The organism is Deferrisoma palaeochoriense, assembly GCF_054656955.1.
Map to the genome: position 1 here is coordinate 129,273 of NZ_BAAHXI010000001.1, position 20,514 is coordinate 149,786.

The window sequence follows — 20,514 nt, forward strand, 5'->3', positions numbered from 1 at the left end:
TTGTCAAATCCTCCCCCGGGGGGGCGACCCGGGTCGGGCCCAGGAGCCCGGCTCAGGGCGGGGCCGCCGCAAGGGGGATCACCACCTGGTCCAGGCGATCGGGACCGGCCCGGATCCGGGTCTCTCCCCGGAGGAGAACGGCGCCCGAACCCGAGGGGAGCTCGCCCTCGGCCACGAGCCGGTAGCGCCCCGGCGGCAGCCGGAGGTGGAACGACCCGTGGTACCCGCTCCGGGTCTCCGCCACCGGGGGACCCGGGGCCGTCGCCCGGTACGCCTCCACCCGCACCCCCTCGACCCCCATCCCCCGGAACGCCGTTTTCCCCGACACCGTGGCCCGGCCGGGGCCCGACCCCTGGCACCCGGCGACGAAGAGGAGGACCCCGAACCCCGCCGCGAGCCCGCGCGCCGCCCTACGCCGCACCCGGGCTCCCTGCCGAGGCGGGGGGCCGGGCGCGGTCCGCCTTCTCCCGGACGTACAGGACCTTCTTGACCCGGGCCACCACGTCCCCGCCCCCGTCCCGCACCTCCACCGTGAAGGTGGGAAGCGCCTTTCGTCCGCCTCGGGTTTCCTCCCGGATCCGTTCTAGCGCGTCCGGGTCCAGGCGAAACTCGGCCCGCACCGTGCCCCGGCCGGGTTTCACGAACTCGATCTCGGCCGCCTTGTCCCACACCACGTAGCCCGGCCCCAGGTTGTGGATCAGCATGAGCATGTAGAAGGGGTCGGTCATGGCGTAGAGGCTGCCCCCGAAGTGGGTGCCCACGTAGTTCCGGTTGAAGAACCGAAGGGGCAGTTCCACGTCGATCTCCCTGTAGTCGGGGCTCACCCGGCGCACCCGGATCCCGGCCCCGAGGAACGGGGGGTAGAGGTTCAAAAGCAGGCGGAACAGGCGGTGGTTCATGGGAGTCCTTTGGGCTGGAAAGCTCGGAGGCTCGAAAGCGGGAACGCGGGAGGGCCGTTGATCCCGTCTTCCCGGTCCGTTCTGCGGGCCCGGGGCCTCCCGCCCGGCCCCCAAGGGTGCCGCATCGAAGGGGCGTTGCACAAGGGCCGGGGCGCTTGAAGGGGTGGGGGGCTTCGGCTACCATGCCGGGACGCTTTGCGGCGCCGCGCCCCTCGGGTGGGTCCGGCCGCGTTCCCGTTTTGACGAGCCCATGCGACGACCGTCCGACCGAGCGATCTTCCAGGCCCTCCTGCTCGCGGCCTGCTTTCTCCTCCTGGCCCGGCCCGAGCGGCTGTGGTCCTCGATCCCGCCGCGGTTGCCGGCGGAGATCGCGGCGCCGGTGTTCGCGCCCGTGGTGGCGCCCGAGCTGCCGCCCGTGGTCCAGGTGCTGGGCGACCGGGCCGAACAGGGGCTCCTGGAGGCGGCCAACGTGCGGCGCGAGGCGGGAGAGGTGGGCCGGGGGGAAAACCTGGCCGCCGTGCTCGGTGCCGCGGGCGTGCCCGCGGCCGAGGTGCTCGCCTTCGCCAAGGCGCTCAAACCCGTCCTCGACCCCAAACGCATGCGGCCGGGCGACGCCTACGAGGTCTGGGTGGGCCCGGAGGGGCGGCTCCTGCGGTTCGAGTACCGCCGAAGCCCGCTGGAGGTGTACCGGGCCGAGGCTCGGCCCGAGGGCGGCTGGCGGGCCTGGAAGGTGGACGTGCCCGTGGAGCGCCGCCAGAAGAGCCTGGTGGGCCGGGTGGAGGGGAGCCTGTACGGGTCGTTTCTGGCCGCGGGCGCCGACGCCGACCTCGTGATGGCCTTCGTGGAGCTCTTCTCCTGGGACGTGGACTTCACCCGGGAGACCCGGGAGGGCGACGAGTTCCGGGCCATCTACGAGCAGCTCTGGGTGGGGGACGAGTTCGTGGGGAACGGCCGGATCCTGGCCGCCCAGTACCGGGGGCAGGCCGGAACCCACACGGCCGTGTACTACCGGTCGGACAAGACCGAGGGGTATTTCGACCCCGAGGGGCGAAGCGTCCGGAAGAGCTTCCTGCGCTCGCCGCTTCGGTTCACCCGGATCTCGAGCCGGTTCAGCCTGGCCCGTCGCCACCCGGTGCTGAAGGTGGTCCGGCCCCACCGGGGCGTGGACTACGCCGCGCCCCGGGGCACCCCGGTGTGGAGCGTGGCCGACGGCACGGTCCGGTACGCGGGGTGGAAGGGCCAGGCGGGCAAGACCGTGATCGTGCGCCACAGCCGGGGATACGAGACCTATTACAACCACCTGTCCCGGTTCGCGCCGGGCATCCGCAAGGGGGTGCGGGTGCGGCAGGGCCAGGTGATCGGGTACGTGGGCGCCACCGGGCTCGCCACCGGGCCCCACCTGGACTTCCGGGTGAAGAAGAACGGCCGCTGGGTGAACCCCCTGACCGAAAAGTACCCGGCCGGCGACCCGGTGCCCAGGGCCGAGCGGGAGGCCTACCGGGCCTGGGCGGCCGAGTGGGTCGAGCGGCTGGAGGCCCTGGCCCCGGCCCTCGAGGTGGCCAAGGAGAACCGTCCGTGAGGGCCGTGGTCCAGCGGGTGAGCCGGGCCGAGGTGCGGGTGGGGGGCGAGGTGGTGGGCCGGATCGGCCGGGGCTTCCTGGTGCTCGTGGGGGTCGAGCCCGACGACACGGAGGCCGACGTGGCCTACGTGGCCGAGAAGGTGGCGGGCCTACGGGTGTTCGAGGACGCCCAGGGCCGCATGAACCTGGACCTCTCGGCCGTGGGCGGCGGGGTCCTTTTGGTGAGCCAGTTCACCCTCTTGGCCGACTGCCGGAAGGGCCGGCGGCCCTCGTTCACCGGGGCGGCCGAGCCGGGCAAGGCCGAGGCCCTGTACGAGGCCGTGGCCGCGCGGCTGCGGGAGCTCGGGGTGCCGGTGGAAACGGGCCGGTTCCGGGCCGAGATGGAGGTGGAGCTCGTGAACGACGGCCCGGTGACCCTGCTCCTGGACTCCAAGCGTAGGTTCTAAAAACGGTCGCCGGTCGCCGGTCGTCGGTCGCCGGTCGGGTTTTGGGTGGACGAACCCTCGGCCCCTGTGGGGCCTCATGGCGGGGGACGGAACTGGGGTGCCCTCCCCCCGCGCGGCACATCGGAGGTGCCATCGTGTTCGCAGGAAAGAGCTGATGCGCGATACACGCCGGGGGGGCTTGGCCTTCCAGCGTCCCAGCGTCCCAGCGTCCTAGCGTCCGAGCGTCCCAGCGTCCCAACGTCCCAACGTCCAAACGGTGACCATGCTCTTGGGCCTTCTCTCCGACACCCATCTGGCCGAGCCGGACGACCGGCTCGAGGCCCTGCTTCGGGGCCCCCTGGGGCCGGCCGAGGTGCTCCTCCACGCCGGCGACCACACGGGGCCGGCCGTGGTGGATTACCTGGAGTTCGTGGAGCCCCGGCCCTACCACGGGGTGCTGGGGAACATGGACGGCCCGGGCCTGGGGGGGCGCCTGCCGCCCACCCGGGTGCTGGAGCTCGGGGGGTGCCGGGTGGGACTGGTGCACGGATGGGGGCCGCCTGCCGGGCTCGCCGAGCGGGTGGCCCAGGTGTTCCGGAACGAAGGTGTCCAGCTCGTGGTGTTCGGCCACAGCCACGCCGCCGAGGACCGGACGATCGGGGGGGTGCGGTTCGTGAACCCCGGCTCGGCCTTCGACCGCCGGTGGGCCCCCCGGCGCACCGTGGCCCTGGTGGAGGTGGGGCCGGGCGGGGTGGGGCGGGTGGAGTTCGTGGAGGTGCCCGAGTGACCCGGAAGCTCCTTTGGGCCCCGTGGCGGATCGAGTACATCCGGGGCCCCAAGCCCGAGGGGTGCGTGTTCTGCTCAGCGCTCGCCGCGGGGGACGACCGGACCCAGCTCGTGCTGCGCCGGGGCGAGCGGTGTTTTGTCATCCTGAACCGGTACCCGTACAATGCCGGCCACCTCATGGTGCTCCCCCAGCGCCACGTGGGCGGGATGGAGGACCTCACGGCCGACGAGGCCGCCGAGCTCTGGGCCCTGGCCGTGGAGGCCAAGGGGGTGCTCCAGGAGGCGCTTCGGCCCGACGGGTTCAACGTGGGCCTGAACCTCGGCCGGGCGGCCGGCGCGGGGGTGGCCGAGCACCTCCACCTTCACATCGTCCCCCGGTGGGTGGGCGACACGAACTTCCTGCCGGTGTTGGACGACGTCCGGGTCGTGAACCAGTACCTCGGCGACCTGTACGACGAGCTCCGGCGGATCTGGCCCGCCGGGGCCCCGAGTTCCTGAACCCCTTCTGCGGGAGGCGCGTGCATGCTTCGGTTCCTGAAACGGGTGGTCCTTGCCGCGGTGATCGTGGCCGTGGCCCTGGTGGCGATCCAGCCCGAAAACCTCCAGGCCCTGGGCCAGACCATCCAGTTCCACGTGAAGCTCTGGGACCTGTGGCACCTCTACTCGACGCCGCCGTTCCCGGTGGCCCTGCTGTTTGGCGCCTTTTTCCTCCTGGGGCTCCTCGTGGCCGGGTTCCACGGCATCTTCGAGCGGCTGGCCCGGCGGGCCGAGGTGCGAAAGCGCGACCGGCGCATCCGGGAACTCGAGGCCGAGGTGGAGGCGCTCAAGAAGCAGCTCGCCGAGATCCGGCCTCCGGCCGAGCCGCCGGCCCCGGCCGCCCCGGTCAAGGAATCCCCTCCCGCGGTGCCCCCGCCCGCCGAGGACGAACCCACCCTCTAGCCCGGAACCGCCATGCCGGCCGTCCCCGCCCCCAAGGCTCCCGGTGCCGCCAAGCTCACCCCGATGATGCGGCAGTACCTGGAGCTCAAGCAGGCCCACCCCGACTGCATCCTGCTCTTTCGGCTCGGCGACTTCTACGAGATGTTTTTCGAGGACGCCGAGGTGGCGAGCCGGGAGCTCGAGATCACCCTCACCAGCCGCGAGAAGGGCGAGAACGCCGTGCCCATGTGCGGGGTGCCCTGGCACTCGGCCAAGGGCTACATCGCCCGGCTCGTGGAGCGCGGGTACAAGGTGGCGATCTGCGAGCAGGTGGAGGACCCCCGGGAGGCCAAGGGGATCGTGCGCCGGGAGGTGGTCCAGGTCATCACCCCGGGCCTCGTGACCGACACCGAGATGATCGAGGCCAAGGAGGCCCTGTACCTCGCGGCCGTGGTGCCGGGCCGGCGCGCCGTGGGGTTCGCCTACGCCGACGTGACCACGGGCGCGTTCCGGATCGGGGAGGTTCGGACCTGGGAGGAGCTGGCCGACGAACTGGGGCGGATCGGCCCCCGGGAGGTCCTGGTGCCCGACGGCGAGGAGGTGCCGGCGGCCTGGCCCCGGGGCGTCGAGGTGACCCCGCGGCCGGCCGAGGAGTTCGACCGGCGGCGGGCCCGCAAGGCCCTGCGGGAGCACTTGGCCGGGGCCGACCTGGCCGGCTACGGGGTGGACGACCTGGGGGAGGGCATCCGGGCGGCGGCCGCCGTGCTGGCCTACGTGGCCGCCAACTACCCGAGCGCGCTCGCGAACCTGCGGGACGTGGGCCGCCACGCCTCGGGGGCCCATCTGGTGCTCGACGAGACCACCCTCCGGAACCTCGAGGTGTTCACCACGATCTCCGGGGGCCGGCGCGAGGGCACCCTGGTGCACCTGTTGGACCGCACCCGCACCCCGATGGGCGGCCGGTGCCTGCGGGAGTGGGTGGCGTTTCCCCTGCGGGACGTCGAGGCGATCCGCCGCCGCCAGGAGGCCGTGGGGGAACTCGTGCGCCGGGGCGACACCCGCCAGCGGATCCGGGAGGCCCTGAAGCAGGTCTACGACGTGGGCCGGCTCGCCGGAAAGGTGGCCATGGGCACCGCGAACGCCCGGGACCTGGTGGCGCTGCGGTCGTCCCTGGAGACGCTGCCCGCCCTCGCCGGGCTCCTGGAGGACGCCGACGCCGGGCTTCTGCGGGACCTGGGGGCCGATCTGGGCCCCCTGCCCGAGCTCACCGACCTCCTCGCCCGGGCCCTGGTGGATGACCCGCCCGTGGTCCTGACCGAGGGCGGCCTTCTGCGGGACGGGTTCGACCCCGAGCTCGACGAGCTGCGGCTCATCCAGCGGGACGGCCGGGGCTGGATCGCGGCCCTCCAGGCCCGGGAGCGGGAGCGCACGGGGATCGGGTCGCTCAAGATCGGGTTCAACAAGGTGTTCGGGTACTACATCGAGGTGACCCGGGCGAATCTCCACCTGGTGCCCCCCGAGTACGAGCGCCGCCAGACCCTGGCGAACGCCGAGCGGTTCGTGACCCCGGAGCTCAAGGAGATGGAGGCCAAGGTGCTGGGGGCCGAGGACCGGGCCAAGGCCCTGGAGTACCGGAGGTTCCTGGAGCTCCGGGACGAGGTGGCCGGGCACCTGGAGGCGCTCCAGACCCGGGCCCGGGCCCTGGCTGTGCTCGACACGGTGGCGGCCCTGGCCGAGGTGGCCGTGGAGCGCGGGTACGTGTGCCCCCGGGTCCACGAGGGGTTCGCCCTCGAGATCCGGGGCGGCCGGCACCCCGTGGTGGAGGCCGCGCTCCAGGGGGAGCGGTTCGTGCCCAACGACCTCGTCTTGGACGAGGAGCAGCATTTGGCGATCATCACCGGGCCCAACATGGCCGGGAAATCCACGATCCTCCGGCAGACGGCGCTCATCGTGCTCCTGGCGCAGATGGGGTCGTTCGTGCCGGCCGAGTCGGCCGCGGTGGGGCTCGTGGACCGGATCTTCACCCGGGTGGGAGCCTCGGACGACCTGTCCCGGGGCCGGTCCACCTTCATGGTGGAGATGACCGAGACCGCGAACATCCTCCACAACGCCACGCCCCGGAGCCTCGTGGTCCTGGACGAGATCGGCCGCGGCACCTCCACCTTCGACGGGCTCTCCATCGCCTGGGCCGTGGCCGAGCACATCCACGACCTGGGGTGCCGGACCCTGTTTGCCACCCACTACCACGAGCTCACCGACCTCGAGCGCACGCTCAAGGGCGTGCGCAACTTCAACGTGGCCGTGAAGGAGTGGGAGGGCCGGGTCATCTTCCTGCGGCGGCTCGTGGAGGGCGGGGCCAGCCGGTCCTACGGGATCCAGGTGGGCCGGCTCGCGGGGCTGCCCGAGGCCGTGGTGGACCGGGCCACCGAGATCCTCCGGAACCTGGAGGAGGGGGAGCTCGACGAGGGCGGAAAGCCGCGATTCGCGCTGCGCCACCGTGTGGCCGGCCCCCCGGGAGCCCAGCAGCTCGACCTCTTCGCCGCGGCCCGGGAGCGCCGGCTCACCGGGTTCGCCCGGGAGGTGGCGGCCGTGGAGGTGGAGCGGTTGACCCCGGTGGAGGCCCTGGTGCGGCTCGACGAGCTCCGGGCCCGGGCCCGGGAGCTCCTGGCCCGGGAGGCAAAGGAATGAGGCGGTTCGGCCGGTGGGCGGTGGCCCTTCTCCTCGCCCCGGCCCTGGCGGCGGCCTCGCCGGTGCCGGCGGTGATCGAGGCCTACCTCCACCAGAGGGAGGGGGACGCCGAGGCCGCGCTCCGGAGCCTCGAGGCCGCCCTCGACGGGGACCCGGCGTCGGCGTATCTGCGGGCGGAGATCGCCCGGACGCTGGCCCGGGAGCGCCGGTACGGCGAGGCCCTGGCCGTGGTGGACGAGGGGCTCTCCCGCCGGCCGGGGCACCCGGAGCTTCTGCTGCTTCGGGCCCAGCTCCTCCAGGTCATGAACCGAAGCGCCGAGGCGGCCCAGGCCGCGGCCGAGGCCGCCCGGGCCGGCGCGGGCGACCGCGCCTACGACCTGGCCGTCCGGATCCACGAGGCCCAGGGGAGCCTGGAGGAGGCGGCGGAACTGGCGGCCCGGTGGGCCGAGGCGTCGGATTCGGCCGACGCGTGGTTCGCGCGCGGGCGGCTTCTGGCCCGCCTGGGCCGGGCCGAGGAGGCCCGGGCCGCCCTCCGCCGGGCCCTCGACCGGGACCCCAACCACCGGGCGGCCCTCCGGGCCCTGGCGGCGCTCGAGGCCGAGGCCGGAAACGCCCCGCAGGCCGAGGCCCTCTACCGCCGGGTGATCGAGGCGAACCCCCACGACGTGGAGGCCCGGTTCCGCCTGGGCCAGGTGCTCCTCAAACAGGGCCGGGTGGACGAGGCCCTGGAGGTGTTCGAGGCGGCCGAGCGCTGGAGCGGGGGGGACCCGTCGCTCCGGTTCCGGCTGGGGATCCTGCTCCTCCAGGAGGACCGGCCGGCCGAGGCCGAGACCGTGTTCCGCACCATGGCCCAGGCCCATGGCGAGGATCCCCGGGCCTGGTACCTCCTGGGGGTGAGCCTGCTGGCCCAGGAGAAATACGCCGAGGCCCTGGAGGCCTTGGAGAAGGTGCCCGAGGACGCGGCCGAGTACCCCGACGCCCTGGTCCGCCGGGCCATCGCGCTCGAAAGCCTCGACCGGCCCGACGAGGCCCGGGAACTCCTGGAGGGCTGGCTCGCCGAGCACCCCGACGACGAGGAGGTCACCCTGGCGCTCGCCGGGTTCTGGGAGGACCGGGGGGAGTTCCGGAAGGCCGCCGACGTGCTGGAGGCCTATCTGGCCGAGCACGAGACCCAAAACCACCGGGTCTACTTCACCCTCGGGGTCCTCTACGACAAGATGAAGGACTGGCAGCGGAGCGTCGAGTACATGAAGCGCTCCCTGGAGCTCAACCCCGACGACCCCCACGCCCTCAACTACCTCGGGTACACCTACGCCGAGAAGGGCATCCACCTGGAAGAGGCCGAGCGGCTGATCCGGAAGGCCCTGGAGCTCAAGCCCGGAGACGGGTTCATCACCGACAGCCTCGGGTGGGTGTACTACCAGCAGGGCCGGTACGAGGAGGCGGCCGAGACCCTCCGGAAAGCCCTGGAGGCCCAGCCCGAGGACCCGATCATCTGGGATCACCTGGGCGACGCCCTGCGTAAGCTCGGCCGCACCGACGAGGCCCGGGAGGCCTACCGCAAATCCCTGGAGTTCGCCCCCGACTCCGAGGCGGTCCGCCGCAAGCTGGAGGAGCTCGAGTGACCCGGCGCGCCCTGGGGCTCGCGCTCGTCTTGGCCCTGGCCGCATGCGGCCCCCGGTTCGTGCGGCCGGGGGCGGGGCCGGCCCGCGATCCGACCCCCTGGGTCGAGCGCCTCGGGGCCCTCGACCGCTCGCCCGGTCGGCTGCGGCTGGCCGGGCGGTTTCGTTCGGGCCCCCTGGGAAGCGCCCGGTTCGGGGCGGCCGTGGCCGAAGGGGAGGGCCTCCGGCTCGACGCCGCGGCCGGGCCCTTCGGCACCGCGGTCCTGTCGCTCGGGTGCCGGGGGGACCGTTGCCTCGCCTACCTCCCGGCCGAGCGCCGGGCCGTGGAACTCGACTCCGGGGGGCTATGGTTCGCCCAGATCCTCCTGGGCCGGGTGCCCCGTGTGGGCCGGCCGGTCGGGGCCTGGGAGACCCCGGAGGGGGGGACCGTGCTCGTCTTCGCGGGCCCCGACGGGTGGACCGAGGAGGTGGAGTGGGAGCCGGGGGCCGACCGGCCGGCCCGGGCCCGGTTCCTCCGGGACGGCCGGGTCGAGGCCGAACTCTCCTGGGACGGCCGGGTCGCCGGGGCCGATTTTGAATACCCCTCTCATATCCGACTGAAGCTTCGGGAACCCTCTGCCGATTATGTACTGGAGGTTGAACGGGTGGAGCCCGCGGCCCAGATCGATCCCGAGCTCTTCGGGCTTCGGCTGCCGCCGGGTGTGCGCGTGGAACGGCCGGAGGAGACCGAAGCGTGGAAACCAACCCGAACGCCGCTGTGGTGGAGGGCGCCCCCGGGCTAGACCCCGCGGAACCCCACGATCCCCAGGGGCTCATGGGCCGCCGGGACTTCCGGGTCCTGGTGGTGGACGACTCGCCCGGGCTCCGGCGGGAGGTCCTCGACCTGCTCGACCGGGTGGACTTCGTGGCCTCGGCCGAGGAGGCCGGGAACGGGCTCGAGGGGTTCAAGAAGGCCCTGGCCTCCCCCCCGGATCTCGTGCTCTGCGACCTCGTGATGCCCACGGTAGACGGGTTCAAGTTCCTGGGGCTCGTGCGGGCGCGGCCGGAACTCCGGGACGTGCCGGTGATCCTGCTGACCGGCGAGACCGACGTGGACACCAAGATCCGGGGCCTGGAGCTCGGCGCGAGCGACTACGTCACCAAGCCCTTCGATGGAGGGGAGCTCCTGGCGCGCATCAAGGTGCAGCTCAAGATCAAGGCCCTCCAGGACGCCCTCAAGGCCTCCAACGAGCAGCTCCGGCGCCTGTCCTCCACCGACCCCCTCACGGGCCTCTACAACCGCCGCCACTTCATGGGGGTGCTCGAGACCGAGTTCGAGCGCACCGACCGGTACGGCACGCCGCTTTCCTTCGTGATGTTCGACATCGACCACTTCAAGCGCCTCAACGACACCTACGGCCACCAGGCCGGGGACGACGTGCTCCGGGAGATGGGCCGGGTGGTCCGGGAGGCCATCCGGACCTCGGACGTGGCGGGCCGGTACGGCGGCGAGGAGTTCTGCGTGCTCCTGCCCCATACCGAGGTGGAGGGCGCCGCCGAGTTCGCCCGGCGGCTCCGGCTCACGGTGGAGAACCACCCGTTTCCCGCCCAGGGGGAGGTCCTGCGGGTCACCGCGAGCTTCGGGGTGGCGGCGTGTCCGTCGGCGGCGGTCGAACGGGCCCAGGACCTGATCGGGCTGGCCGACGAGGCGCTCTACCGGGCCAAACACGAAGGACGAAACCGCGTGGTGGTGAGGAAGCCATGAACTGCCCCCAATGCCGACACGTGAACGCCCCCGAACGAAACTTCTGCGGGAACTGCGGGTTCGCCCTGGCCTCGTTCTGCCCCCGGTGTGGGTTCCGGAACCTCTCGACCGACCGGTTCTGCGGCGGGTGCGGAGGGGCGATGGCCGCCGCCCAACGGCAGGCGGAGCCGGCCCCGCAGCCCGCGGCGGCGACCCCGCCCGCATCGTCGTCCCCGCCGCCGGCCGACGACGGGGCCCTGGCCGAGCTCCTCCAGGCGGCCGAGGAGGCCACCCGGGCGGCGGAGGAACCCGAGGACGTGCGGGTCAGCCAGGACGACATCGACGCCCTGTTCGGAGAGTAGGCCGTGACCCAGGCCCTTCCCAGAAAAGTTGAGGCCCGGCTGGGCCAGCTCCTCGTCGAGGACGGGGCCCTCACCCCCGAGGAGCTCGAGCAGGCCCTCGCCGAGCGCCAGCACCGGGGGCTTGCCGGGAAGCCCCTGGGCAAGTTCCTCGTGGAGGCGGGGTACGTCAAGGAGAAGGAGTTCCTCCAGGCCCTGGGCCGCCAGTTCAACCTGGCCGTGATGGACCTGGAGGACGTGGAGATCCAAGACGACCTCACGGCCGAGGTGCCGGCCGAGTTCTGCCGCAGGCACCGGGTGATCCCGCTCTTTGCCATCGGCGACGAGGTCACCGTGGCCGTGGCCGACCCCACGAAGATCGAGGTCATCGATCTGCTGTCGGGCATGCTCAAGCGCCCGATCCAGCCGGTGCTCGCGAGCGAGACCCAGGTCCTCCAGGCGATCCACGCCCACTACCGAAGCGACGGCGAAGAGGACGAAGAGGGGGAGCGGGACGACTTCGTCACCCTGAGCCGGCTCGACGTGGACTCCGGCGGTGAGGGGGTCGACATCGAGAGCCTCCGGCGGGCCGGCGAAGAGGCGCCGATCGTCAAGCTCGTGGACAAGGTGCTGAAGCTCGCCGTGCGGGAGGGCGCGAGCGACATCCACATCGAGCCCGGCGAGGAAAACCTTCTCGTGCGGTTCCGGATCGACGGGGTGCTCCAGAAGCGGTTCGCGTTCTCGGTGCGGCTCGCCCCCGCCGTGGTGAGCCGGATCAAGATCCTCTCCGATCTCGACATCTCGGAGCGGCAGCGGCCCCAGGACGGCCGGATCCAGCTCAAGATGGGGGAGCGGGAGCTCGAGTTCCGGGTGAGCGTGCTGCCGGTCTACTACGGCGAGAAGGTGGTCATGCGGATCCTCGACCGGGCCAGCGTGCGGGTGCGGCTCGAGGACCTGGGGTTCTCCCCCCGGAACCTGGAGATCTTCACGTCCCTGATCCGCCAGCCCAACGGGATCGTGCTCGTGACCGGGCCCACGGGGAGCGGGAAATCCACCACCCTCTACGCGGCCCTGAACGCCATCAACTCCATCGAGAAGAACATCGTCACGGTGGAGGACCCGGTGGAGTACCAGATCCCGCTGATCAACCAGGTGGGCGTGAACCCCAAGCGGGGCCTCACCTTCGCCGGCGCCCTGCGCTCGATCCTCCGGCAGGACCCCGACATCATCATGATCGGCGAGATCCGCGACCCCGAGACCGGCCAGATCGCCGGCGAGGCGGCCCTCACCGGGCACCTGGTGCTCTCGACCCTCCACACCAACGACGCCCCGAGTTCCATCACCCGGCTCGTGGAGATGGGGGTGGCCCCGTTCCTGCTGGCCCCGACGCTCCTGGGCGTTCTGGCCCAGCGGCTCGTGCGGCGGATCTGCCCCCAGTGCAAGGCGCCCTACGACCCCAAGCCGGCCGAGATCGCCGAGGCCGGGGCCGAGGCCCTGGTGGGCAAGGTGACCTTCTACAAGGGGAAGGGCTGCGGGTACTGCGGGGGAACGGGATACCGGGGGCGGACCGGGATCCACGAGGTGCTCAAGGTGGACGAGGCGATCCGGGAGCTCATCCTGGAGAAGGCGAGCACGAGCCAGATCCGGCGGGCGGCCTACGCCACGGGCCTCCGGGATCTCCGGTTCGACGGACTGCGGAAGGTGGTGGCCGGCGTGACGACCCTGGCGGAGGTCATCCGGGTCACGAAGGCGGTGGAGTGAGCGATGAAGGCGGAGTACGTGAACGCGTTTCTCGTGCCCTCGGTGCGGGTGCTCGAGAAGATGGCCCGGACCCAGGTCAGGGTGGGGAAGCCCCGCCGGGTGGGGGACATGCTTCTGGACAACCGGGTCAGCATCCTGATCGGGCTCCAGGGGCGGCTCAACGGCTCGGTGCTCCTCACGGCCCCAAAGGACGTGGCCCTGGCGGTATGCGAGCGCATGCTCGGCGGACCCGCGGCCGAGGCCGGGGATGTGCGGGCCGTTTTGGCCGAGCTCGCCAACACGATCGTGGGAAACGCCACGGGCCACCTCTACGACCTGGGGATCCGGGAAGGCATCACCCCCCCGGCCGTGATGGAGGGGCCCGAGGTGAGCCTCGACTTCGGAAACGGGGTGGAGAGCGTTCTCCTGCCCCTCGAGACCGAGGCGGGCAGGCTCGACCTGGTGATTTCGCTGGCGCCCGAGGCGCCCTGAGCCGGCACGGCGGCGAGAAGGAGAGGAACCCATGGCGAAACGGGCGATGGTGGTGGACGACAGCCCCTACATCCAGAAGGAGCTCACGAAGATCCTGGAGCGCCACGGCTGCGAGGTGGTGGCCACGGCCTCCAACGGGCTCGAGGCGGTCAAGAAGTACAAGGAACTCAAACCCGACTTCGTGACCCTGGATCTGGTGATGCCCCAGATGGGGGGCATCCAGACCCTGGTGCTCTTGAAAAAGATCGACCCCGGGGCCACGGTGATCATGGTCAGCTCCATGTCGAGTAAGGACAAGATCGTGGAGTGCGCCAAGGCCGGGGCCAAGCACTACATCCTGAAGCCCTTCGAGGAGGAGAAGGTCGTCGAGGTCCTGAACAAGGTGGTGTTCGGGGCGGGGTGAGATTTGCGCCGGGCCGGAGGGCGCGGTACCTTTCGCCGCCTCTTTCCCTGGAACCGAACCAGGAGCACCGCACGCCCATGTCCCGGATGCCCGCCCGTCGCCTGTTGGAGCCCTGCCTCCGGATCGACCGGATGGCCCAGACCCTGTACGCCCGCCTGGCGGACGCGGCCGCCGAGCCCGAGCTTCGCGAGCTGTGGGAGGAGATGGGCCGGGAGGAGGCCGGACACGTGGAGATCTGGGCCCGGGCCCGGGCGGCCTGGGGCGACGAGCCGGTCCCCCGGGTGTTCGAGCGGCCCGAAACCCTGTGCGGCGATCTGGAGGCCCTGGAACGCCAGGTCGCCGCGCTCCTGGACGGCGCGGCCCCGGCCGGGGCCGGCGAGGCGTTCCTGACCGCGTTTCGGCTCGAGTTCTACCTGCTCGATCCGGCCATGGACGTGCTCCTCCTGCACGCGGCCGAGACCTCCGGCCGCCCGGCCGACGCCGAGTACGCCAGCCACATCGAGCGGTTCGTGGAGGCCTTTGAGCGGCACCGTGGCCGGGACCCCATGGCCCAGCTCTCCGGGGAGATGCTCACCCGGCTCTGGACCCAGAATCGGGTGATCGCCCGTCACCTCAAGGCCCTGCATGAGCTCAAGACCCTGCTCCCCATCTGCGCGGGCTGCAAAAAGATCCGCGACGACGCCGGGTACTGGCAGCACCTGGAAACCTACCTCAAGACCCACGCCGGCCTGGAGTTCACCCACGGCCTGTGCCCCGACTGCGTAAAGACCCTCTACCCCGAACTCGGGCTGGGATCGTCCGACAACGGGAAGACGTCTTGACGCGTCCCCAACCCCGGCTTATCGAATAACCCCCTCCAGGGGGGATCCCCCCGGTTCGTTCCTTCCCCCGTCGTTTCTCCAAGCAACAGGTTTTGCCCACCTCCGCCGATCCGGGGGGCGTCCCCCCCAGCGGTCGGCGCGGGGGGCGGCGAACGGAGAAACGGGCCATGACCTTGCGACAGGTTCCGCGGATCGTGTGGGATCGGCTGCGACAGGGGTTCCGGGACCGTCCCCGCAGCGAGGTGGCCGAGGCCGACCGGGCCCGCGCCGAGCGGGCCTTGGTGGGGGACGCCGTGGCCACCCAGGCCATGGGCGCCCTGGCGGGAGGCCCGTTCCTGGTGGCCTACGCGCTGGCATTGGGGGCTTCCGACCTGGCGGTCGGGATTCTGGCCGCCCTCGGCCCGCTCATGCAGTTCGTGCAGTTGCCCGCGGGTTTGTGGCTCACGAGGGTGCCGGGGACGAAGCGGGTGGTCCTGTGGGCGACGCTGTTCGCTCGCGCGTCGTGGCTTTGGGTCGCGCTCGTCCCCTGGGTGCTGCCCCCCGCGTTCCGGGTGCCGGCCCTCCTTGCCCTGGTGGCGGTATTCCACGGCTTCGGCACCGTCGGGGCCCTTGGGTTCAGTTCCTGGGTCCGCAACCTCCTTCCCGAGGAGCGGCTCGGGCGGGTCATGGGGCGGCGTCTGGGGATCTCGACGGCGGTGGCGGCCTGCGCGGGCCTCGCCGCCGGGTTCGCCGTGGACCTGGCGAGAACGGCGGTGGGCGAGGGGCCCGCCCTGTCCGGCACACTGGTCCTGGCGGGCGCTTTCGGGCTCGCCAGCCTGTGGTTCCTGGCCGAGGTGCCAGAGCCCCAAGCGGAGCTCGGGGCCCCATCGTCGGCCTGGCGCGCCCTTGCCGATCCGTTTCGCGACGCCCGGTTTCGGCGGGTGGTGGCCTTCACGGCGCTGTGGGGGTTCGCGGCTAACCTGGGAGCCCCGTTCTTCGCCGTGTACCTGTACCGGTCCCTGGGGTGGGGCGTGGGCCTCGTGGTGGCGGCCTCCGTGGTGAGCCAGCTCGTGAACGTGGCCTTCTACCCGCTGTGGGGGGCCTTGGCCGACCGGTTTAGCAACCGGGCCGTGCTGGCCGTAGCGGTTCCGGCGTACCTCCTCGTGTACCTCCTGTGGCCGTTCACGACCTTGCCCGACCCGCACCCGTTCTCGTTGCCCCTGGTGTTCGCGCTCCACGCCTTGGCCGGGGTGGCGACCGCCGGCACCAACCTTTGCGTGGGCAACCTCGTCCTCAAGGCGGCGCCCCGGGGGCGGGCTCCCACCTTCCTCGCGGCGAACGCCCTCGTGTCCGGCGCCGTGGCGGCCACGGCCCCCGTGCTGGCCGGCTGGGCCGGGAACCGCCTGGCGGGCGAAGCCATCGACGTGGAGATCCGGTGGGCCTCCCGGTTGCTCGACGCCCAGGGCGTCGTCCTGACGGCCAGCTTCCGAAACCTCGACTTCCTGTTCCTGGGCAGCGCGCTCGTGGGGATCGCGGCCCTCTGGGCCCTCCGGCGGGTGGAGGAGGCCGGGACCGTGGACGAGGCCGAGGTTCTCGAGGCCCTTCGGACCCGGGTGTTCCACGCCGTGCGGCACGTGTCCACCGTGGCCGGCTTGCGGGACCTGTTCTCGTTCCCCTACGCCCTGTACGTCCGCCTGCGCCCGAACCACAGGGTCCGGTAACCATGCCAGACGCCGACGCTCGCCCTTGTAAACATCGCCCCGGGAACCTCGTGGCGGATCTCGCCCACCTGGGTGAGTTGGGCGTCTCGGGTTGATGCCCCTCGAGAGTGGCCGCCGAGCCCCTCGGATAACCCACCACCCACCCGACCGGCCTTTCGGGAAACGGGCTGGACGCGCGCCGGCGCGTCCTTGCATACGTCGAGAACTCATCACAACAGGGAACTCGACCCGGGGAAAGTGATGCGCGAAAAACGCAATCCTTTATCTCCCCGTCCCGTCCTGAAGCGCAACTCTCACGTCCGACACGTTAACCCTCAGTGCCCAGACGAAGCCGCGGGCTCTCCTCCTGCTCCTCCGGCGATGCGTATGTGGACGGAAACAGGAGTCCAGAATGTGGAAACAACTTACACACTGCACAGCAAGTGTCGTCAGCGGCGTACCGGTCGGGAACCTGTGTTGCGCCCGAACTCGTTGTCAGACCGCGATGTTTGGTGGAGCGAAGAATAGGCCAAAGCGAAACATTATGGTGTGGACTGGTTTTTGCATAGCTCGCGCAAGGGGCACGACCATTGGGGCGGCACGGTCCGGGGATCGGCGGTGCCGCCCTCCTCACCGGGAAAAGAGGGGGAAACAGGAATTGGGTGGGGATGGAAGCCCCCACCCGGATGAACGCGGCAAACGCAGGGTGTGTGCCGGGAAGGAGGACAAAAAGATGAAACCCGGAACAGTGTGGATGATGGTCGCCGTGGCGGCACTTGTCGCCGGCGTTGTGCCCGCCCGGGCAGTCGCGATAACGATCGATTTCGACGATCGCGGCACGAGTCTGCAAGACCTGGGTGGCTCGTACGCGGGATTTAGTTGGGACGGGGGGTGGAAGACTAGTGAATGGGACGGGGAGATCTGCGCGAGAGGCATCAGCGGCGCTTCTATGGACTACCAAGGGCCCCTCGGATTTACCCTCGACGCCTTCTCGTTCAAAGTTCGTTTTGCTGCCAACCAGGCCCAGAATCTGACCGTGACGGCCTTCGACACTTTGGGCGTACAAATCGGCGTCCCAGAGACCGTGAGTATCAGCGAGAGCTGGCAGGAGTTCACTTTCGATTGGGGCGGAGCCGTGATCGACAAGCTCGTCTTCACCGCTGACGCAGGAAACAACAACTCTCGCTTTTTTATGGATAACTTCACGTACACGCCTGTCCCAGAACCCGGCACCCTGATCCTCCTCGGGACCGGGTTCGCTGGGCTTGCCGGCTATCGCAGACGCAAGGGCCCGAAGGCCGCCTGACCCTCGCTTGTCCGTCGTCAAAGGGCCCGCCAGATTCGTTCTGGCGGGCCCTTTCTCTACGCACGCCGGGCATGGCGTGCAGCGTCGAGGGCGGCGCTGACAACCCGTGGGTGGGGGGACAGACTTTGAAGTTATTGGGGCCCTAGGGGTAGCGGTGGCGTTGTGGCCCGGCGAGCTCGCGGCTTCCGCGGGACGCCCCGGGCCCCCACGGGGGGCGATCGCGGGGGCAAAGGGGGCTCTGGGGCGGAGTGGGGAACGGGCGGTGTGCTCGGGCGGTCGATTCCTGAACGCCCGTCCCGCGGCCCCGCCCGGGCGGTTCGGTGAGGTCGTGAGGAAGGCGGAGGAGCCATGTCCGGCGAGAAGGATCTGGGGAAGCTGCTGGGGTCCATGGCTCCGGTGCTGAGGGGAGGGGAATACGTGTTTTGCACGTTTCCGGAGGCCCGGTACGGGGACCATGCGGACCTGGAGCCGGTGGCGTCCGTCTTGGAGGCGGAGGGCCTGACGCTGGTCGTTCCCAAATCCAGGGCCGACGAAAGGGGCCTGGGGTATGAGGGCGTGTTCCGGTGGATCGCGTTGCGCGTCCACTCGAGCCTGGAGGCGGTGGGGTTGACGGCGGCGTTTTCGGGCAGGCTGGCCGAGCGCGGAATCAGCGCAAACGTGGTCGCGGGCTACCACCACGATCACATCTTCGTGCCGAAGGCGAAGGCGGAGGAAGCCCTGGCGGCCCTCGAGGAGCTTTCCCGGAGCGCCGGCGCGCGGGGATGAGCCGGGAGCCGACGGGCGGGCGGCGGGGGAGGGCGGGGCCCAGGGTACCGCGGCCCGTCACGCCCCGGGCCGGCCGCCCGTGGAGACTCCGGGGACAACGAAGCCCGTGAAAAAAGCGGGGCCCCTCCGGGCCCCGCTTTGGTGGCGTGCGTCGGAACGGCCTACTTCTGGGCCACGGTGGCGGCCGGGGCCGGCGCCCGGGCGGTTTTCGCCGGCGCGTGGTCGGGCGTGGCCGACCAGACCATGAGCGCCAGGGCCAGGGCGGCGAGGGCGGCCGGGAAGAGCTTGCCGTTGTACCGGGCCGGGTCGTAGTCGAGCCAGCCGTGGATCCGGTCCACCTCCCGAAGCACCTTCTCGTCCTTCTCCCCGCCGGTCACGAGGCTCACCACGATCGTCACGAACCAGGCGGCGGAGGCCGTGAAGATGGCTGCCACCAGGTGCCCCAGGGGCCCGAGGTTCACAAGCTGGAGCCCGAAGAGCTGGCCCTTGGTCCACCACAGGACCACCGAAAGCACCCCGCCCACCACCATGCCGGCGATGGCCCCGGCGCGGTTCGCGCCCTTCCACCAGATGCCGAGGATCAGCACGGGGGTGAAGGTGGAGGCCGAGACCACGTAGGCCCAGATGACGCTCGTGAGCAGGAACTCGGGCGGCCGAAGGGCGAGCAGGATCGTCACGATGCCGCCGAAGGCCGTGAAGAAGAGGCCCATCTTCATCTTCTTACGGTCGTCGGCCTCGGGGAAGATCGTGGTGTAGATGTCGTGGCCGATTCCGGTGCCGATCACCATGAGGAGGCCGCCCACGGTGGAGAGCCCCGCGGCCAGGGCGCCGGCGATGGGAAGGGCCGCCACCCAGGCCGGGGTGAAGGCCTGGCTCATGATCACCACGAGGAGGTCGGCCTCCTTCGGGTCAATGGCGAGGCCCTGGGCGTTTAGCACCTTGGTGGTGTAGAGCTTGGCCGCAAACCCGATGGCGAAGGTGGTGAAGAACACGAGCCCGATGAAGAAGATGCCCCAGAGGGTGGCCTTCTTGCCCTCCCGCACGCTGGGCGCGGTGAAGTAGCGCATGGCGATGTGGGGCAGCCCGATCGTGCCCATGGCGAGGCTCAGCACGATGCCGGTGTAGTACTTGAAGCTCACCGGGATTTTCCCGCTCACCGTGGTGAACGGGTCGAAGTAGGTGGGGAGCGCCGCCACCATCTCGGGCACGAGCTTCGTGTACCCGAAGGGCGGGAACAGGGCTCCGGGGCCGGCGTTGAGCTTCCACAGGATGATGGAGGTGGGGAGCACCAGGGCGATGCCCATGATGATCGCCTGGAGGGTCTGGTTGTACGACAGGCCGTACATGCCGCCGATGGTGACGTAGAGGGTCACCACGATGCCGCCCACCACGAGCCCGGTGGTGTAGTCCCAGTGGAACATCACCTGGAACACGTTGCCGATGCCCTTCATCTGGCCCACCAGGTAGAGCTGGGCCAAGAGGATCATGCACAGCACAGAGATGATCTTCGCGGTGTTCCCGTAGCGCTCGCCGATGAACTGCATGCTGGTGAATTTGCCCCACCGCCGAAGGCTCGGCGCCACGCTCACGGAGATCAGCACGAACCCGCTCAGCCAGCTCATCACGAAGGCCACGAGCAGGAACTGGAGCTTCCACAAAAGGGCCGTGAACCCCAGGAAGGTGGCCAGGCTCATGTAGTTGGAGGTCATGGCAAGGCCGTTCGAGAGGGCCCCGATGCCCCGGCCCGCCGTGTAGTAATCGTCGGAGGTGGCCACCCGGCGCTTGGACCACCAACCCACCCACAGGAACAGGGTGACCATGGCCAGGGTGTACACGAGCCCCAGGGTCGAGAGGCTCTGGGTGGGCTCGAATTTGTAGGTCTGCATGCCGTCGGCCGCCCAGGCCCCGCAGGGCGCCAGGGCCAGGACGGCGGGCGGGGCCCCTCGGATCGTGCGCCTCATCGCTCCCCTCCCGCGGCCGCCCGGGCCTCGACCTCGGCCGTGCGGCGGCTCGTCTCCACGATCTCCTGGTCGATCTTCTCGCTCACCCGGATGTAGAGGGCATAAAGCGGCATCAGGACCACCCAGCCCAGGAACAGGGTGAGGAAGTAGTGGGCCGGGAACCCGAACATCTCGATCTCGGTCAGCTTCGGAAACCAGAAATACAGCGGGTAGATGTGGGTCAGGAACGCCGCGACCACGAACGCGGTCAGGGCGAGCCAGCACTCCTTGCGGTACGCCGAACGCATGAAAGCTCCTTTCCTCCTGTAGGGGGGGCGGTTCCCAACGGACCCGCCGGAACCGAAGCACAGCGCCCCCGCTGGCGGCACC

General features: G+C 70.9%; 21 protein-coding genes. 17 read left to right on the plus strand and 4 right to left on the minus strand.

The genetic code is table 11. From position 1 onward, the window contains the following. Positions 1–52: 52 nt before the first annotated feature. Both ACYQ8L_RS00630 and ACYQ8L_RS00635 read right to left on the minus strand, forming a co-directional pair. Complete coding sequence (locus ACYQ8L_RS00630; protein ID WP_459939813.1) at positions 53–421, minus strand: hypothetical protein; 369 nt, start codon at positions 419–421, stop codon at positions 53–55. Then, positions 411–899: a DUF4442 domain-containing protein gene (locus ACYQ8L_RS00635; RefSeq protein WP_459939814.1), complete on the minus strand. Its 489-nt coding sequence runs from the start codon at positions 897–899 to the stop codon at positions 411–413. Before ACYQ8L_RS00635 ends, ACYQ8L_RS00630 begins: the two co-directional genes overlap by 11 nt. A 250-nt stretch (positions 900–1,149) precedes the next feature. Between ACYQ8L_RS00635 and ACYQ8L_RS00640 the strand changes: the two genes are divergently transcribed. The 17 genes from ACYQ8L_RS00640 to ACYQ8L_RS00720 all read left to right on the plus strand — a co-directional run bounded on the left by ACYQ8L_RS00640 (position 1,150) and on the right by ACYQ8L_RS00720 (position 18,184). Beyond that, a complete protein-coding gene (locus ACYQ8L_RS00640; RefSeq protein WP_459939815.1) occupies positions 1,150–2,478 on the plus strand; it encodes a M23 family metallopeptidase in 1,329 nt (442 codons plus the stop codon). Beyond that, a complete protein-coding gene (gene dtd / locus ACYQ8L_RS00645) occupies positions 2,475–2,924 on the plus strand; it encodes a D-aminoacyl-tRNA deacylase (protein WP_459939816.1) in 450 nt (149 codons plus the stop codon). Before ACYQ8L_RS00640 ends, dtd begins: the two co-directional genes overlap by 4 nt. A gap of 262 nt (positions 2,925–3,186) precedes the next feature. Next, positions 3,187–3,690: a metallophosphoesterase family protein gene (locus tag ACYQ8L_RS00650; protein WP_459939817.1), complete on the plus strand. Its 504-nt coding sequence runs from the start codon at positions 3,187–3,189 to the stop codon at positions 3,688–3,690. Then, positions 3,687–4,187, plus strand: a complete 501-nt coding sequence (locus tag ACYQ8L_RS00655; protein ID WP_459939818.1) for an HIT family protein — start codon at positions 3,687–3,689, stop codon at positions 4,185–4,187. The genes ACYQ8L_RS00650 and ACYQ8L_RS00655 overlap by 4 nt, the downstream gene beginning before the upstream one ends. 24 nt (positions 4,188–4,211) lie before the next feature. Next, on the plus strand, positions 4,212–4,628 hold the full coding sequence (locus ACYQ8L_RS00660) for a LapA family protein (protein ID WP_459939819.1): 417 nt from the start codon (positions 4,212–4,214) through the stop codon (positions 4,626–4,628). 12 nt (positions 4,629–4,640) lie between these two features. Next, the gene (gene mutS / locus ACYQ8L_RS00665; RefSeq protein ID WP_459939820.1) at positions 4,641–7,295 is read left to right on the plus strand and encodes a DNA mismatch repair protein MutS; all 2,655 of its coding nucleotides are present in this window, start codon (positions 4,641–4,643) and stop codon (positions 7,293–7,295) included. Continuing rightward, positions 7,292–8,920 (plus strand): tetratricopeptide repeat protein, encoded by a 1,629-nt coding sequence (locus tag ACYQ8L_RS00670; protein WP_459939821.1) that lies wholly within the window; start codon positions 7,292–7,294, stop codon positions 8,918–8,920. The genes mutS and ACYQ8L_RS00670 overlap by 4 nt, the downstream gene beginning before the upstream one ends. Beyond that, positions 8,917–9,699, plus strand: a complete 783-nt coding sequence (locus tag ACYQ8L_RS00675; protein ID WP_459939822.1) for a hypothetical protein — start codon at positions 8,917–8,919, stop codon at positions 9,697–9,699. The genes ACYQ8L_RS00670 and ACYQ8L_RS00675 overlap by 4 nt, the downstream gene beginning before the upstream one ends. Further along, a complete protein-coding gene (locus ACYQ8L_RS00680; protein WP_459939823.1) occupies positions 9,651–10,661 on the plus strand; it encodes a diguanylate cyclase in 1,011 nt (336 codons plus the stop codon). The genes ACYQ8L_RS00675 and ACYQ8L_RS00680 overlap by 49 nt, the downstream gene beginning before the upstream one ends. Further along, positions 10,658–11,002, plus strand: coding sequence for a zinc ribbon domain-containing protein (locus tag ACYQ8L_RS00685; RefSeq protein ID WP_459939824.1), 345 nt, complete (start codon positions 10,658–10,660; stop codon positions 11,000–11,002). The genes ACYQ8L_RS00680 and ACYQ8L_RS00685 overlap by 4 nt, the downstream gene beginning before the upstream one ends. A 3-nt stretch (positions 11,003–11,005) precedes the next feature. Continuing rightward, positions 11,006–12,739: a GspE/PulE family protein gene (locus ACYQ8L_RS00690; protein WP_459939825.1), complete on the plus strand. Its 1,734-nt coding sequence runs from the start codon at positions 11,006–11,008 to the stop codon at positions 12,737–12,739. A gap of 3 nt (positions 12,740–12,742) precedes the next feature. Then, positions 12,743–13,210 carry a chemotaxis protein CheX gene (locus ACYQ8L_RS00695; RefSeq protein WP_459939826.1) on the plus strand — a complete coding sequence of 156 codons (468 nt, stop codon included), beginning with the start codon at positions 12,743–12,745 and terminating at the stop codon, positions 13,208–13,210. Between the two features lie 31 nt (positions 13,211–13,241). Further along, positions 13,242–13,613, plus strand: a complete 372-nt coding sequence (locus ACYQ8L_RS00700) for a response regulator (protein WP_459939827.1) — start codon at positions 13,242–13,244, stop codon at positions 13,611–13,613. A 77-nt stretch (positions 13,614–13,690) separates the two neighbouring features. Next, positions 13,691–14,434, plus strand: coding sequence for a hypothetical protein (locus ACYQ8L_RS00705; RefSeq protein WP_459939828.1), 744 nt, complete (start codon positions 13,691–13,693; stop codon positions 14,432–14,434). A gap of 167 nt (positions 14,435–14,601) precedes the next feature. Then, complete coding sequence (locus ACYQ8L_RS00710) at positions 14,602–16,134, plus strand: MFS transporter (RefSeq protein WP_459939829.1); 1,533 nt, start codon at positions 14,602–14,604, stop codon at positions 16,132–16,134. A gap of 712 nt (positions 16,135–16,846) precedes the next feature. After that, positions 16,847–17,419 carry a PEP-CTERM sorting domain-containing protein gene (locus ACYQ8L_RS00715; protein ID WP_459939830.1) on the plus strand — a complete coding sequence of 191 codons (573 nt, stop codon included), beginning with the start codon at positions 16,847–16,849 and terminating at the stop codon, positions 17,417–17,419. 348 nt (positions 17,420–17,767) lie between these two features. Further along, a complete protein-coding gene (locus ACYQ8L_RS00720) occupies positions 17,768–18,184 on the plus strand; it encodes an ACT domain-containing protein (protein WP_459939831.1) in 417 nt (138 codons plus the stop codon). A 161-nt stretch (positions 18,185–18,345) separates the two neighbouring features. Here ACYQ8L_RS00720 and ACYQ8L_RS00725 read toward each other — a convergent pair whose 3' ends face one another. Further along, complete coding sequence (locus ACYQ8L_RS00725) at positions 18,346–20,145, minus strand: solute symporter family protein (protein WP_459939832.1); 1,800 nt, start codon at positions 20,143–20,145, stop codon at positions 18,346–18,348. Beyond that, positions 20,142–20,432 (minus strand): sodium/substrate symporter small subunit, encoded by a 291-nt coding sequence (locus ACYQ8L_RS00730; protein ID WP_459939833.1) that lies wholly within the window; start codon positions 20,430–20,432, stop codon positions 20,142–20,144. The genes ACYQ8L_RS00725 and ACYQ8L_RS00730 overlap by 4 nt, the downstream gene beginning before the upstream one ends. Between the last annotated feature and the right edge of the window lie 82 nt (positions 20,433–20,514).